Origin of the sequence: Exiguobacterium sp. 8H, assembly GCF_902506255.1 — a bacterium.
GTDB classification, from domain to species: Bacteria; Bacillota; Bacilli; order Exiguobacteriales; family Exiguobacteriaceae; genus Exiguobacterium; species Exiguobacterium profundum.
Genome location: NZ_LR733429.1, coordinates 2,296,526 through 2,310,013 on the forward strand (window position 1 = coordinate 2,296,526; position 13,488 = coordinate 2,310,013).

The following is a 13,488-nucleotide window of genomic DNA, read 5'->3' on the forward strand; positions in this document are numbered from 1 at the left end:
GGAGGAAGCGTATGGATCGGACAGGGCTCGTCTCAAATATTTTGATTGCTGGAAAGACCGGTGTCGGAAAGAGTGCGTTCATCAACTATATATATGGACATGACGTCGCCGAATCGCGTGCCGGAAGTCCGGTCACTCAAGAAGGGCTTCACGAACACGAGTATTACGATTTAGAACGGGGCATCTTGTTTCGTTTTTTTGATACGTGGGGGCTCGAGGCGGACCGCTCTGAAGAGTGGCACCAAGCGATCCTCTCCATCGTCCATCAGCGTGAAGGCGCGCTCGATATCGCAGAGTGGTTTCATACGATTTACTACTTATTGTCCGTGCAGTCAGGACGTGTCGAGGCGTATGAGCTCGAAGCGATTTTAAAGCCATTATATGAGCGGGGGAGCAACGTCACCCTCATTCTGACTAACTTCAACGAAGACGACCCGATGAGTGTACAAAAGGCAGAGGCGATGGAACGGGTTTTGTTACGCGAACTGCCGATTGAAGAAGAGGACATCATCCGTGTCAACAGTGTCGAAAAGAAATTACTGACAGGGAAACGCGTCCCGGTAAAAGGGTATGAAGAGGTATGGAAGCGGAATCGGACGAACCTGTGGAAAGACATCGAACGAAAACTCCCCATCAATCTGACGAATCATCTCCTAGACGAGTTAGAGGATTGGCGAATTCGGAGTATCGCTTCGGCAGAGACGATTCGGATGCTGACCCCGCAAGCAATGATCAGTTGGAAAGCTAGAAAAATAGAGAAAGATTTAGAAAAGACGCTCGAAGAGGCCGCTTTGACGACGGAAGAGGCGATGGCAGAAGGGGTACGTCATTATATCCAACTCATGCAGCGGTACCCACTCGTCGGAGAACAAGCAGACCTGTTGTTTAGAACGAGACGAGTCGAGCTCGGATTTGACTATTCGTTCGGAAAAACCGTTCGAAAGATGGTTCTTGGAATGATTCCTGGGGTGCATTTCATCTATTGGGCATTCAAGCGTCGAACGGCAGAACGGGGAATCAAAAAAGCGATTGAACAGCAATACGCATCCGTAAGGCAAACAATTGAAGAAGAGATTCGGCGCGGCTTTGAACGTGAGATGCGTCAGCTTGGTCGCACGCTCAACTCATAAGGGGGAAACGTAAATGGAATCGACGAAACGATTTGATTTTAAGGATTATGATGTAAAGACAGAGCTCGAACGGTTACGGGGCAATGTCAAAAAACCAAACATCCTCATTGCGGGAGCAACGGGAGCAGGAAAGAGTTCTGTTGTAAACTACGTATTTGGACGTGATTTGACAAAAGTGGCAGCCGGGGAACCGGTCACAAGAGGAATTCATCAATATACGAGTGATGATATCGCAGTCACCTTGTTCGACAGTGAAGGATATGAGATCGGGAGTGCGCGGCAACAACATTACGAAGAGGAAGTCATCGGATTTGTAGAGAACGCAAAGCGGCAAGAAGCATCCAAACGAATCCATCTCGTCTGGTATACCATCAACGCTGCGACAAAGCGTGTCACGCCACTCGACAAGGCCTTGATTCGCCGTCTACGTGAATCGACTGCTGTCGCCGTCGTATTCACACAAATCGATCAGGTCGATTTAGATGAACTGACGGCATTGCGGAATGAACTGAATGGAATCCTTCCGGAAGATGCAATCTTCCAAGTCAGCATTTCTTCGGAAATATTGAACAATGAAACATTGCGTCAATACGTTGATTGGGAACGGTTGATTGTGTGGTCGGTGGAACAGCTAGATGCTTCCTTACAGGAAGGGCTCTTGATGGAGATTCATGCAGAGAGTGAAACGATGCTCAAGTTAAAGCGTAAGAAGGCGAATCGAATCATCTCAGGCTATGTCGCAAGCGCGGGAACGGCTGCTGCGGTTCCGCTCCCATTTGCTGATGCCGTGGCATTGACGCCGATTCAGGTGACGATGAGCGTCCATCTATTTCGTTATTGGGGTGTCAAAGCGAGTGATGATTTGTTGAAGACGCTCATTGGGAGTACGATCATTCCACAAATCGGTCGCACGTTATCGAAAACGATTCTCTTGAACGTCATGAAGTTTTTCCCGGGAGCGAACGCCGCAGCCGGTGTCATCAATGCGACCGTCGCATCAGGAATCACGTGGGCCATCGGACTCGCCATTAACGAAATCGCCTATCGAAACGCTATGGATTCATCGAAAACGATTGAACAATTGTTAAATCAAGAGTTCGGGTCACTGTTTGAACAGTATTTGAAGCAAAAGCCGAAGTCGGATCAACCCTCTTAACGCTTTCCATTTGTTAGACTACAAGTAAGTGTAGAGAGGGGGAGAAAAATGAAAAAGCGAATCTATATTACGCGTCGCTTGCCGGAAGAGGCAGTCGAACCGCTTCGCGAACACTATGATGTGCGCATGTGGGAGCATGAAGGGGAAAGTGTGCCGCGAGAGGTTCTTTTAGAAGAAGCGTCATCTGCGCATGCGCTCTGGACCATGCTCAGCGACACGATTGACCGTGAAGTGTTTGAGCGTGCCACACAGTTAGAGGTCGTCTCCAATTTGGCGGTCGGATACAACAATATTGATTTGAACGCAGCGAAAGAGAATGGCGTCATCGTCACCAACACACCAGATGTCTTGACAGAAACGACAGCAGATTTGACGTTTGGCCTCATGATGATGACGGCACGACGTCTCGGAGAGGCGGAACGTGACTTGCGCGCCGGGGAGTGGAAGTCCTGGCTGCCGATGGGCTACGTCGGGATGGACCTTTATCAAGCGAAATTGGGTATCATCGGCATGGGACGAATCGGTGAAGCGGTCGCACGTCGTGCAAGAGGATTTGATATGGAGGTTCTATATCATAACCGGACACGGCGTCATGAGTCGGAGTCGATGTATGGCTTCACTTATGCGGAACTCGATGAGCTGTTGGCGCAATCTGATTTCGTCGTCGTTCTCGCGCCGCTCACGGACGAGACACGGGGAATGCTCGGGGCTAAAGAGTTTGCCAAGATGAAGGAAACATCCATTTTCATCAATGTGGCTCGTGGAGAAATCATCGATGAACAGGCGCTATATGAAGCACTTAAAGCGAGGAAGATTTGGGGAGCGGGATTAGACGTATTCACAAAAGAACCAATCGACCTCGGTCATCCATTATTGACGCTTCCGAACGTGACGACATTACCGCATATCGGGAGTGCAACGATTCGGACACGTCTGGCGATGATGGCATTGAATCGAGATGCCATCACAAATGTGCTCGAAGGGAAAGAACCGAAGAATCGTTTGACGTAAGAAGAGCCTGACGCGGGTGCGTCAGGCTCTTTGTTACTATGTTAGAAACGTCGGATATTATCCGGATCTTCTACGTCATTTCGATAAGCACGATCATCGAGACCACGTAGTTTTTCCTCGCGATCTGGATTCTTCGTTTCTTTATCCAGTTTATCTTGCTCCGGGTCTACGGGATGGCTTGGGTCGACGGTCTGAGCCTCACGGTAAGGTTTTGAGTCGATTTCCAATCCATCGTCAGTATGACTACCGAGATGAGTCGATGATGCGTCTTGATATGGTTTCGAATCGACTGTCACCCCGTCTTGATGACGACGTTCAAAGTCTTCATCCACATAAACGAGGATTTTCCCGGCTTCTACATCGTCATAGTGATGTTTTACTTCCTCTTCGCTCAGTCCCATGTTGCGTAGACCAGCGTGCACGTCTTCATGACCGCTGAGGAACGCCCGAACCTTATCGAACCAGCTCGCTTGATGGGTCGCTTCCGTATGAACATCTGTATCACGTCTCAAAATCGAAACGTTGTCTTCATGTTTTGTGACGACATAAATGTGTGAGTCTTCATAACCTTTCGCTCGCAACTCCTCGATTTTCCCAAGTGCTGCATCCTGCGTATCGTGCATGCTGATAAATCGTTTCTCATTCATAGTCGTTCCTCCTTATAATCGGCGATGATCTTCTAATCCAGAATGACCGCGTACAATCGGATCATCCTTTGTGCCACGTGGATTCTCGTCGTGATCGTTAAATGGTTTCGCGTCAAAGGCGATCCCATCCGCTTTTTCCCCTTTATCATGATCGAGCTCACTGTCTTTTTTATACATGTTCGGATAGCGGTCGTACGAGTGTCGATCGATGTAGAGTAAAATCTGTCCTTCATCGATTGCATCATAATACTGTTCCGCTTCGGCATCGTTTAGCCCCATATTCCGTAACTCATCACGAATGCGGTCACTTCCGTGTAGGAATGCTTTGACACGGTCAAGCCAATTGACGTCACGAATACCGGACTCGGCATTTACATCCGTGTGGTCACGTAACGCAGAAATTTCCCCGTCCCGCTTGGCGACAACATGCATATTTTTTTCAGCTTCCCCTGCAGCTTTCAGCTCTTCCACTTTGTGCATGACTTCCTGTTCGGTCTGGAACAAGCCAATCATTTTTCGATCTGACATCGAATAACCCCCTTTAGAATCTCCAATCTAAAACAAGCGTCACAATAGGAGTAATTTCCGTTCTCGCCATAATCGAAACAAAAAACGCCATCTCCTAAGAGGAGTGGCGTGGTTAGTAATAAAGCATGAGCGTATCGTCTCCGAGAGAACAACGTGTACTCTTCCAGACGAACTCGATTAATGTCCAGATGGCCATAAAGCCACTGATCGCCATTAAAATGAGCGCATAGAGTGGGGTCAACTGAATGATGAATGACCAACCAATTGTCATTAAGAGCGGTTGAATCAGAAAAATAGACATGATGTAGACGATAACGATGAGCAAGGCGAACGCAATACGCCGACCGAGCGTCTGGATGTAATGTCGAAAACGGGTCAATATGCCGAAGATGGCACCGGTCACGAGGACGGGTAACAGGAAGGCCAGATAATCAATTGGATACGTCGACATGGGGGCGGTGAATAGTCGACCGCTAAAGACATCGTCAATCACGAGCAGTAAGTTGGCGTAGGCAAATGCCAAAATCATACCTAGTAGCCAGCCGAAGCGGTTCCAAATCGTACGAGACGATTTGAGTGCTTCAATCTTTGTGTAGGCGAGGAAGGCAAGGTCGCGCACTTCGATTTCTTTTAACGAAAGCTTGGCTTCGTCCAATTGATTGACGGCCCAATCGAATTCACGGTTTGCTTGCGCTTTTTCATGAGGTTTTAATTCATCCGAGGCATCAATCAACACGTGATAGCGTCGACGATATTCTTCATTTGTTTCGGGTTGTTCAATGAGGAAACGAGCGTATTCCTGAGGATCTTGGTTTAAAAGACTTTCGAGCGACTGACCACTTTTCTCTGCATGCCGGATATATCCAGCAAGTGCGAGTAGATGGCGATCCGCTTCTGCCTCATTTCCAAGTAGTTCGATGAGGCGCTGGCGCACGTCGTTAAAGAACTGTTGGACGTTCGGGTCGTGAATCATATTCGGTTCCAGGGAGATTCCTCTCCTTTCTTGGTTTGTCATGGTCAAGCCGGAGGTTCGTCGTTATGAGAAAGTTTAAGTGACTCGAAATCACCTTGCTCGATACTTCGAATCAAAATTTCGCTTCCACCCATATTTGTCGAAAGCGGGATGGAGTAGACGTCGCAAAGACGCATCAATGCGCTCACATCCGGTTCATGAGGTTGAGCAGTTAATGGATCTCTGAAAAAGATGATCATATCCATCTCCCCGCGTGCGACGGCAGCACCGATTTCTTGGTCCCCTCCAAGCGGTCCGGATCGGAAGCAATGGACAGGCAAGCCGGTCGCTTCAGCGATTCGCTTACCCGTTGTACCGGTCGCAAACAACTGATGTTTCTTTAGTATATGGGTGTAAGTTTTAATGAGGACGATTAAATCATCTTTCTTCTTGTCGTGAGCCACTAAAGCGATATTCATCCTAAATTCCTCCTAACATGACGTCTCTTGTTATTCGTATCATATCTCGCATCATTTGACACGATTTCTCTCTTAATAACGTACCCATTTCCAATGAATCGTAATAGTCTGTAAACGAATTGACTTACAGTTCAGGTTTGATGGTTTTGAAATATAGGTATGTATGAAATAGCACTGTTAAATAAAAACAATCATTTCATGTGAAAAGGAGGAAGATTCGATGAACAATACAACGTATAACTTCAATACGTTCATGTCATGGTTACCAGAGCTTTTGCTGGCAATTGTTATTCTCGTAGTCGGTTATATCTTGGCGAAAGTATTGGAAAACGTGACACGTAAAGCATTGAAGAAAGCCCGATTGGATGAGCGGGCGGGTATTAAAAAAGATGGGGAGAAAGGAGAAAAGTGGACGCCTGAACGCATTATTGGAAAAGTGGTGTTCTTTGGCGTATTACTCCTCGCATTCCTGATTATCTTTGAATTCATGAACATTCCAGCCATTACGCAGCCATTCAGTCAGATTTATGAAGGGTTCTCTGGATTGATTATCGGTGTCATCAAAGCCGGCTTGATTTTATTGGTCGCTTGGGTCATCGCCACCTTATTGAAAAAGGGAATTCAGATGGCGGGACATCGTTTGAATTTGAGCAAGCTGATGGAAAAAACGGGACAAGAATCGACAAGTGTCAACCAAACGAAGTGGGTCGACACGGTCGCGAACATCGTCTTCTATCTCGTGCTCTTATTGGCGTTACCTGCTGTACTTGATGCACTTGGACTTCGTGGGGTCAGCGGACCATTCGAAGATTTATTGAACAGTTTCCTCGGATTCATTCCGAAACTTGTCGCAGCAGCGCTCATTTTTGCAATCGGGTATGTGGTTGCGAAGATTGTCCGCGACATTTTGACGAAATTCCTCGAAGCTGCAGGACTAGATCGCTTGGCAGAGCGATTCCATCTATCTGATTACGTGAAGGGATCGAGTCTTGCGAAAGCAATCGGTACAATCGTCTTCATCTTCATCATGATTCCGGTCACCATTTCAGCACTTGAGGCGCTCGATATTCGAGGGATCTCGGAACCAGCGATTGCGATGCTCAATGATGTACTGGTCATGATTCCAGACATTCTCGTTGCAGTCGTCCTCGTCCTCGTCGGGGTGTTCGTTGCAAAATGGTTGAAAGGGGTCGTTGTATCACTTCTTGAAAATCTTGGCGTCAACTCGTTGGCTCAAAAAATGGGCTTCGGGGAACGTGCGTCTTCGATGTCAATTGCCCAAGTGGTCGGTGTCATTGTCCAAGTAATCGTGATCTTGCTCTTCGTATCCGAAGCGCTTCAAGTCGCGAATCTTGAGTTCATGGCATCCCTCGCAACAGCCATCTTTGCTTACTTGCCGATGGTCATTGCAGCACTCATTATCTTGGCAGTCGGATTTTGGTTGGCGAACATGGCAGAGCGCTTAGTTGGAAGTGTACTTGTTGATGGAGCTGGACAACCGAGTGCGCTTCGCTACGTAGCGAAGTATGCGATTCTCGGACTCGTCTTCTTCATGGCAATTAGTCAGCTCGGCATCGCACCGATGATTGTCAATACAGCATTCCTTCTTATTCTTGGAGCTGTTGCCCTTGCCTTCGGTCTTGCTTTCGGTCTTGGTGGTCGCGAGACGGCGGCACGTTATTTGAAAAAGGCAGAGCGACGCATTGATGAAACGGAAGTTTCAAAAGAAGGTCTCGAGCAGGAGAAAGAACAGATGAGCCGCGAAGCGGAAGTTGCAAAACAACAAGCGAAGCAAGGCGTGGAGCAGTCGAAACATGAAGCGGAACAATCGAAACACGAGTTGAAGCGAGATGTTCAAAATCCAAAAGTTGACCATGTTGATGGACCGGAACCGAATCCGTTCCATGAAAACATCACTCCGGATCAGGACAATCGATCACTTGATGATAACGATGGTCCGTTACGCCCATAATCGATGCTTGAACGGGTCTCCTACAAGGAGATCCGTTTTTTTGTGTTCAACTCAAGCATAAATCTGGTCGATAGTAAAAGAAAAGAGTGTAGGGGTGAGGGGAATGTTTGAACGTTTTCAACGGACGCTCGTGATGAACTATATCATCGGCTCAGGTTTGGCCGTCTTTGGAGTAGGTGGTGTCTTTATTTTTCAAACGCTTGACCTGTCCATTCGAGAGATTTTACTACTGTTAGGCATCATGTTGGGGTCAGGGATAGTTATGATTTTCTCAGAACTACTCTTATACCGTCGCCACATTCGACCGATCCGACAGCTTTTTATGACCGAATCCCCATCGATTGACGAATTGACGTCGGCATTCGAACAAGCAAGTCGATTCCCGATTTTAACGGTACAACGGATTTTAGGTCCTCATTTGTTTGGATTATCCATCCCGTCAATTGGTTTAACCTCCGTTTTTATTCAGATGGGGTGGATTGACTTACCTTATCGTTTGATCGGCTTGGCTGCAATCGGGGCCGTCATGATTGCGGTACTACATGCCTTGATTGAATATTTTTTGACGGTTCGATCGGTTGAACCATTACTTGTATACATGAAAGAAAGGCATCTCGAACTTTATCATCTGCCTATTCATGCAACGTATCGATCATTTAGTGTCCGAACTAAATTATTGATCAGTATGCTCATTACGGGTATCTTTCCCATCATGTTGTTCATGTTGGCGTCGAGTGTCCAATTGTCGACTTCGACTCGAACGGATACGTATTGGAATTGGGCGCTCGTGATTCTTGTCATCATCGTCGGAATTGCGGTGTTATGCAGTTTCTTACTCTATGACAACATCAAACGTCCGATTGGATTTTTGACGTCCGGCATCGAACAGATGGAGTCGGGACAACTTCAGAAAATCGAGAATCCGTACTTAGATGAGTTCGCCCAACTGATTGGGGGATTCAATCAAATGGTTGAGACGGTAACTGCTCGTGAACAAGAAAACGCACAGCTGTTAGACAGCCTCTTCATTTTATTCGCAGCAACGCTCGATGCACGTGATCCCTACACAGCAGGTCATTCGGAGCGTGTCGCGATGTATTCCGTTGAGCTTGCTCGCGCCATTGGCTTACCGCATGCACAAGTCGATTTACTCAACAAGTCGGCACTTCTACATGACATCGGGAAAATTGGAATTCGAGATGACGTCCTACTAAAAGAAGGGAAGCTGACAGACGAAGAGTTTTCAAAAATTCAAGAACATCCGACCATTGGCATCCATATTTTGAGTCAAATTCATTTACCTGCATCGCTTCAACCGATTTTAGCCGGAGTTCGATCGCACCACGAACGAATCGATGGGAAAGGATACCCGGACCGCTTACATGCGGTCGACATTCCGTTATTCGGAAGAATCATGGCGATTGCCGATGCTTATGATGCCATGACATCAGATCGACCCTATCGGTCAGGGATGCCAGTGGAAAAGGCGCTTTCCATATTGGAGAGCGGGCGGGGAACACAATGGGACGCGGAATTTGTGGACGTATTCGTCCAGCTTCGTCGTCAGGCCATATCAGCATAAGAAAAGGAGCAGCACCTCGTGTGCCGCTCCTTTGTCATATAGTTTGAAAGGCATATACCCCGAATACAGCTCCAATGACGACAACGACGAGGTTGACCCGTAGTAGCGCCAGGAAAGTGGCAACCACTCCTCCGAATAAGGCAGACGAGGTGGTGGTCGTGGAGGATAGGACGCCCGGAAAAATCAAACTAGCCAGTACCGCATACGGGATGAAGGAAAGAAATCGTTTCATATATGCCGGTAACGCCAATTCCTTTAGCCAGAGTAGCGGGACGAGGCGAGGGAGATACGTGACAAGTGCCAATCCTAGAACGAGTAGAAACAACGATATCATGTGACCTCTTCCTCCTTAAATACGAAAGCACCGATTCCGGCTGCGACAACGGTCGCGACGATGATTCGAATCCCATCTGAGATTGAGAAGAACGGGGTGATGACCCAATGGAGTATGGCTTGAATAATGATAGCTAAGCTTGCTACGACGAAGACGGGACGAGTCGTTAATGATGGAACGAGTAACCCGATGAACATCGCATATAGCGCAATCCCCATACTCGCCTGTAATGTGCTTGGAAGACCGAAGGCGAGGAAGACCCCCATCCACGTCCCGACATTCCAAGCAAGAAATGCGATTGTATTCAACCCGAGCACGAACATACCGGAACGGGCCTCTTGACGAGTAGAGGCGATGCTGAACGTTTCGTCGGTCACACCAAACGCGATGGTAGCCAATAGTCTTCGAGATGTACTCTCAATCCGTTGGGATAGTGAGGCGGACATTAAAAAATGGCGAGAGTTTAGAATGAACGTCGTCAAAATGATTTCCCAATACATCGAACCGGCCATCAGAAGTTGTACCGTAATGAACTGACTTGCCCCGGCAAAGATCAAAAAGGACATCGATAATGTGATAGCATTCGGCAAGTTGAAAGATTGTGCCAAAAGACCGAAGGCAATCGCAATCGGGATATATCCGATGGCGACGGGAATGCCGGCGCGTAGTCCTGCGCGAAACGTGGGTTGCGGTGAAGTTGGTGATGTGGGATGAATCGAAGTCGCCATGATAGCCCTCCTCCATAATTAAGATGATTTCTATGTCATTCGGGATGAATAAACGGTTTCCTGCTCAAATGATAAAAAAGAGGGTATACATGTATCGTTAAGGAGGGTGGTCACATGAGTCGTGCTGAAGAATTTTTGGCATCCTATCATCGAATCGAGGACTACTTGAGTCGAGAGATGGGAGATGGGCAACATTTCAGTTTTAGTAACATGGTGAATCGGTTAGCGAAACAAAATCCAATCATCGACCGGTATAAAGAAGATTTACATCAGATGAGTCAACTACGAAATGCCATCGTCCATGAGCGGCGTGAACCTGATTTTATTATCGCGGAGCCACACGAGTCGCTTGTTGCATTGATTTTAGAAGTAGAGCGAGAGCTCCTTCATCCACGTCTCGTCATTCCATTGTTTGCGAAATCGGTGGTGACGTTTCAGTCGGAAGATTTTTTGACGGAAGTACTCCGGGAGATTCGAGATAAAAATTATTCGCAATTCCCTGTATATCATGACAATGGGTCTTGGCGCGGACTGTTGACGAAAAAAGGAGTGACCAGTTGGCTAGCCGAAACAATCGACGGGCCCAACTTGTCACTCAAAGGAGTTCGGGTGAAGCACGTGCTCCACCACGATCCGCATATGCACCGGTATCGATTCATTCGAAAGGATGCGACCGTAATCGAGGCACAGCACTGCTTTACGCAAATGAAAGAGGGCGCACGATATGACGCACTTCTGATTACAGAGACCGGAAATCCGGATGAACCGCTACTCGGCATCATCCGTCCTCAAGATTTATTGAACGCGCTCCGTTGAGGCGAGATGTTCAATGGCGACCTCATATTGGGTAACGGTGTTGCCGAGGACGATTGGTTTCACTTCTGAAGTCCCGTCATCACGTTTCTTATGGGCGTGCTTATAAGCATTGCTGTCGCGCCAGTTCTCAAAGCTGTCTGCATCACGCCACGTGGTCATGATGACGACATGATCCATCGCCTCATCAGACGTATCCGTCAACACTTGCATACGGACAAAGCCATCCATCGCTTCGATTCCTTTTGTCGTTTCGAAGCGTGCTTTGACCGCGTCGGCCTTTCCTTTTTCAACGTCTAGTTTGTTCATCACAATCCACATCCCACATTTCCCCCTATACGAATAAGATGACTCCATTATAACGTGAACAGGGAATTGCCTGAAAAAGGATGCTCACTCAACGTTTGCTCCACCATTCTTCGAACGCCCAGTTCTTCTGCTTCATCATCGTCGCTTCAGTGACACCGACATAACGCAAATGCCAAGGTTCGTAATTGTATCCCGTGATTTTCTCTTTTCCTTTTGGATAGCGGACGATAAATCCATAGAGATGGGCGTTTTGAAGCATCCATTTCCCTTCAGGCGATCGGTCGAAGGATTCATATAGCCCTAGACGCATGCGTTGACTCGTCATATCAACGGCGAGACCCGTTTGATGTTCACTATGACCGGGACGTGCCACATATTTTGAAGCATATGCGACCCCACGTGTGTTGACGTAATAGGCATAGAGTGACTTTTGTGTCGAGTAAGATCGGTAGGCGCTAAGGGCGTATAACGTATGACCTTGCTTCCGACCGGCGTAATATAGTTTAGCCAGAGCGTAAGCTGCTTCCGCTGTCATCAAGGTCCGTTCACTCCCTTTTTGATAAACAGTTGGAATGGTTAATGTGACAAGTTGTGGGGAACGGTAAGTGGACGGGAGTGCATTCGCCTTGTTGACTAGTCGTAAACGGTCTGCAGAAGGCATTTTAGGGATGCCGGCTTTCAAGTTGGCAGAGGGAGTGAAGTACTTCGTATTTCCGATATAGACGTTCGACCAGCTCCGGTTATAGGTCGTGTAGCGGACCGGGACGTTCGTTCGTAGCGTCTTAAGAATTGGAGAAGATTGCATGGCACGACCGTACAAATACGTCGTTTTAATCGTATAACCTGGTTGTGGGGACGAGGATGCCGCTGTCACCGGCGACACTTGAAACAACAGCAAACAAATGATCAAGATACGCAAGGACTTCATGGCAAAACGCCTCCTCGAGAGTTAGATGATGTTCCTTTTCCCGTTTTCTTGATAGATTGTGCATCTTTTATCCATCTTTAGGTCGGAAGAGGATACGGCTTGGGCCCGATGAAGGTGAGCAAGAAATCCATTACAATTAAAATAACGAATGAGATCGTAGAGAGGAGTGAGCGAATGGAAGCTTTAGTCGGTTTACCACTTTTATTGCTCGTCCTATTCTTTGCCTTTTTGTATTTTAATATCAAAGGGCTATCGAATATGTGGAAGGACTATAATCGAACGAAATCGATGATTCCGCTTGGTTTTTTCATCGTCGGGATTATCGGGATTTTCACAGGGGTGTGGACGTGGCTCGTCATTTTGATTTATTACGTCGTCCGACCGAAAGAATAAACACTGTATGCAGACGCATACAGTGTTTTTGCTATACTGAGGACGAGGTGTTGAGATGGAGAAATTGATAAAAGCATGGTTTATCGTGACGTTGATCACGTTTGGAATCTTTAAGCTCGGTGAAGTGCTGACGACCCCTTACTCGGAAACACCGGGTGAAGGGAATCTATACTGGATTGTTCTCTTGATTGGATGGCCGTTTCTTTTATTGTTTATTTGGATCACCATTCGTTTGACACATCGAGTCGTCTCTTCTGTGCGACCGTTTGGAAAGGTCAGTTTAGCGATAGGAAGTTTCGTCATGGCCGGTATAGCTTGGATGACCAACCAATCACAGGCGACGTCTCTTCGAGAAGGAATTCGTTTATCAGCCAATGAGTCGTACGCAGAAGGATGGAACCAGTTCACGAATATCATCTATATGAACCAGCTGACGTTCTTCCTTTTGACGGTCAGTTGTATGGGAGTAGGAATTCTCTCATCATTCTTCCTGAACAAAAAACAGCGAGACGAAGCCGTGTGAGCT

The 13,488-nt window shown here is 47.3% G+C and carries 16 protein-coding genes; 8 read left to right on the forward strand and 8 right to left on the reverse strand.

Features of this window, described 5'->3' with window-relative positions:
* The first annotated feature begins 11 nt into the window (after positions 1 to 11).
* The 3 genes from GVY43_RS11890 to GVY43_RS11900 are packed head-to-tail and all read left to right on the forward strand — an operon-like array spanning position 12 to position 3,297.
* The gene (locus GVY43_RS11890) at positions 12 to 1,130 is read left to right on the forward strand and encodes a GTPase (RefSeq protein ID WP_159563260.1); all 1,119 of its coding nucleotides are present in this window, start codon (positions 12 to 14) and stop codon (positions 1,128 to 1,130) included.
* Positions 1,131 to 1,143: 13 nt separating this feature from the next.
* Complete coding sequence (locus tag GVY43_RS11895) at positions 1,144 to 2,286, forward strand: YcjF family protein (RefSeq protein WP_159563261.1); 1,143 nt, start codon at positions 1,144 to 1,146, stop codon at positions 2,284 to 2,286.
* A 48-nt stretch (positions 2,287 to 2,334) separates the two neighbouring features.
* Positions 2,335 to 3,297, forward strand: coding sequence for a D-glycerate dehydrogenase (locus GVY43_RS11900; protein WP_159563262.1), 963 nt, complete (start codon positions 2,335 to 2,337; stop codon positions 3,295 to 3,297).
* Positions 3,298 to 3,338: 41 nt separating this feature from the next.
* On the opposite strand, the gene GVY43_RS11905 is transcribed toward GVY43_RS11900, so the two are convergent.
* The 4 genes from GVY43_RS11905 to mgsA all read right to left on the reverse strand — a co-directional run bounded on the left by GVY43_RS11905 (position 3,339) and on the right by mgsA (position 5,903).
* Positions 3,339 to 3,944, reverse strand: coding sequence for a general stress protein (locus GVY43_RS11905; protein WP_159563263.1), 606 nt, complete (start codon positions 3,942 to 3,944; stop codon positions 3,339 to 3,341).
* 12 nt (positions 3,945 to 3,956) lie between these two features.
* A complete protein-coding gene (locus GVY43_RS11910) occupies positions 3,957 to 4,472 on the reverse strand; it encodes a general stress protein (protein ID WP_031424242.1) in 516 nt (171 codons plus the stop codon).
* Positions 4,473 to 4,584: 112 nt separating this feature from the next.
* Complete coding sequence (locus GVY43_RS11915; protein ID WP_236548991.1) at positions 4,585 to 5,487, reverse strand: hypothetical protein; 903 nt, start codon at positions 5,485 to 5,487, stop codon at positions 4,585 to 4,587.
* A 2-nt stretch (positions 5,488 to 5,489) separates the two neighbouring features.
* Complete coding sequence (gene mgsA / locus GVY43_RS11920) at positions 5,490 to 5,903, reverse strand: methylglyoxal synthase (RefSeq protein ID WP_078146039.1); 414 nt, start codon at positions 5,901 to 5,903, stop codon at positions 5,490 to 5,492.
* A 220-nt stretch (positions 5,904 to 6,123) separates the two neighbouring features.
* Here mgsA and GVY43_RS11925 point away from each other — a divergent pair, with 220 nt between their 5' ends.
* Positions 6,124 to 7,875: a mechanosensitive ion channel gene (locus tag GVY43_RS11925; RefSeq protein WP_159563264.1), complete on the forward strand. Its 1,752-nt coding sequence runs from the start codon at positions 6,124 to 6,126 to the stop codon at positions 7,873 to 7,875.
* Between the two features lie 103 nt (positions 7,876 to 7,978).
* The gene (locus tag GVY43_RS11930; protein WP_159563265.1) at positions 7,979 to 9,457 is read left to right on the forward strand and encodes an HD-GYP domain-containing protein; all 1,479 of its coding nucleotides are present in this window, start codon (positions 7,979 to 7,981) and stop codon (positions 9,455 to 9,457) included.
* Between the two features lie 34 nt (positions 9,458 to 9,491).
* On the opposite strand, the gene GVY43_RS11935 is transcribed toward GVY43_RS11930, so the two are convergent.
* Both GVY43_RS11935 and GVY43_RS11940 read right to left on the reverse strand, forming a co-directional pair.
* On the reverse strand, positions 9,492 to 9,791 hold the full coding sequence (locus GVY43_RS11935) for an AzlD domain-containing protein (RefSeq protein ID WP_074035113.1): 300 nt from the start codon (positions 9,789 to 9,791) through the stop codon (positions 9,492 to 9,494).
* Positions 9,788 to 10,519 (reverse strand): AzlC family ABC transporter permease, encoded by a 732-nt coding sequence (locus GVY43_RS11940; RefSeq protein ID WP_159563266.1) that lies wholly within the window; start codon positions 10,517 to 10,519, stop codon positions 9,788 to 9,790. The genes GVY43_RS11935 and GVY43_RS11940 overlap by 4 nt, the downstream gene beginning before the upstream one ends.
* A gap of 114 nt (positions 10,520 to 10,633) precedes the next feature.
* Here GVY43_RS11940 and GVY43_RS11945 point away from each other — a divergent pair, with 114 nt between their 5' ends.
* A complete protein-coding gene (locus tag GVY43_RS11945) occupies positions 10,634 to 11,335 on the forward strand; it encodes a CBS domain-containing protein (protein ID WP_074035110.1) in 702 nt (233 codons plus the stop codon).
* Here GVY43_RS11945 and GVY43_RS11950 read toward each other — a convergent pair.
* Together GVY43_RS11950 and GVY43_RS11955 are read right to left on the reverse strand one after the other, a co-directional pair.
* Positions 11,315 to 11,653 carry an antibiotic biosynthesis monooxygenase gene (locus tag GVY43_RS11950; protein ID WP_074035108.1) on the reverse strand — a complete coding sequence of 113 codons (339 nt, stop codon included), beginning with the start codon at positions 11,651 to 11,653 and terminating at the stop codon, positions 11,315 to 11,317. The genes GVY43_RS11945 and GVY43_RS11950 overlap by 21 nt on opposite strands.
* A 76-nt stretch (positions 11,654 to 11,729) precedes the next feature.
* Complete coding sequence (locus tag GVY43_RS11955) at positions 11,730 to 12,569, reverse strand: M15 family metallopeptidase (protein ID WP_159563267.1); 840 nt, start codon at positions 12,567 to 12,569, stop codon at positions 11,730 to 11,732.
* Between the two features lie 174 nt (positions 12,570 to 12,743).
* Between GVY43_RS11955 and GVY43_RS11960 the strand changes: the two genes are divergently transcribed.
* Together GVY43_RS11960 and GVY43_RS11965 are read left to right on the forward strand one after the other, a co-directional pair.
* A complete protein-coding gene (locus tag GVY43_RS11960) occupies positions 12,744 to 12,962 on the forward strand; it encodes a hypothetical protein (protein WP_074035105.1) in 219 nt (72 codons plus the stop codon).
* Positions 12,963 to 13,017: 55 nt separating this feature from the next.
* Positions 13,018 to 13,485, forward strand: coding sequence for a hypothetical protein (locus GVY43_RS11965; RefSeq protein WP_159563268.1), 468 nt, complete (start codon positions 13,018 to 13,020; stop codon positions 13,483 to 13,485).
* The last annotated feature ends 3 nt before the right edge of the window (positions 13,486 to 13,488 follow it).

What these genes read in the sequence shown, in the direction of transcription:
- GVY43_RS11940 (WP_159563266.1), bottom strand. Translation starts at nt 10,519, where the DNA reads ATGGCGACTTCGATTCATCCCACATCACCAACTTCACCGCAACCCACG.
- GVY43_RS11890 (WP_159563260.1), top strand. Translation starts at nt 12, where the DNA reads ATGGATCGGACAGGGCTCGTCTCAAATATTTTGATTGCTGGAAAGACC.
- GVY43_RS11915 (WP_236548991.1), bottom strand. Translation starts at nt 5,487, where the DNA reads ATGACAAACCAAGAAAGGAGAGGAATCTCCCTGGAACCGAATATGATT.
- GVY43_RS11945 (WP_074035110.1), top strand. Translation starts at nt 10,634, where the DNA reads ATGAGTCGTGCTGAAGAATTTTTGGCATCCTATCATCGAATCGAGGAC.
- mgsA (WP_078146039.1), bottom strand. Translation starts at nt 5,903, where the DNA reads ATGAATATCGCTTTAGTGGCTCACGACAAGAAGAAAGATGATTTAATC.
- GVY43_RS11935 (WP_074035113.1), bottom strand. Translation starts at nt 9,791, where the DNA reads ATGATATCGTTGTTTCTACTCGTTCTAGGATTGGCACTTGTCACGTAT.
- GVY43_RS11950 (WP_074035108.1), bottom strand. Translation starts at nt 11,653, where the DNA reads ATGTGGATTGTGATGAACAAACTAGACGTTGAAAAAGGAAAGGCCGAC.
- GVY43_RS11930 (WP_159563265.1), top strand. Translation starts at nt 7,979, where the DNA reads ATGTTTGAACGTTTTCAACGGACGCTCGTGATGAACTATATCATCGGC.
- GVY43_RS11955 (WP_159563267.1), bottom strand. Translation starts at nt 12,569, where the DNA reads ATGAAGTCCTTGCGTATCTTGATCATTTGTTTGCTGTTGTTTCAAGTG.
- GVY43_RS11895 (WP_159563261.1), top strand. Translation starts at nt 1,144, where the DNA reads ATGGAATCGACGAAACGATTTGATTTTAAGGATTATGATGTAAAGACA.
- GVY43_RS11900 (WP_159563262.1), top strand. Translation starts at nt 2,335, where the DNA reads ATGAAAAAGCGAATCTATATTACGCGTCGCTTGCCGGAAGAGGCAGTC.
- GVY43_RS11910 (WP_031424242.1), bottom strand. Translation starts at nt 4,472, where the DNA reads ATGTCAGATCGAAAAATGATTGGCTTGTTCCAGACCGAACAGGAAGTC.
- GVY43_RS11905 (WP_159563263.1), bottom strand. Translation starts at nt 3,944, where the DNA reads ATGAATGAGAAACGATTTATCAGCATGCACGATACGCAGGATGCAGCA.
- GVY43_RS11960 (WP_074035105.1), top strand. Translation starts at nt 12,744, where the DNA reads ATGGAAGCTTTAGTCGGTTTACCACTTTTATTGCTCGTCCTATTCTTT.
- GVY43_RS11965 (WP_159563268.1), top strand. Translation starts at nt 13,018, where the DNA reads ATGGAGAAATTGATAAAAGCATGGTTTATCGTGACGTTGATCACGTTT.
- GVY43_RS11925 (WP_159563264.1), top strand. Translation starts at nt 6,124, where the DNA reads ATGAACAATACAACGTATAACTTCAATACGTTCATGTCATGGTTACCA.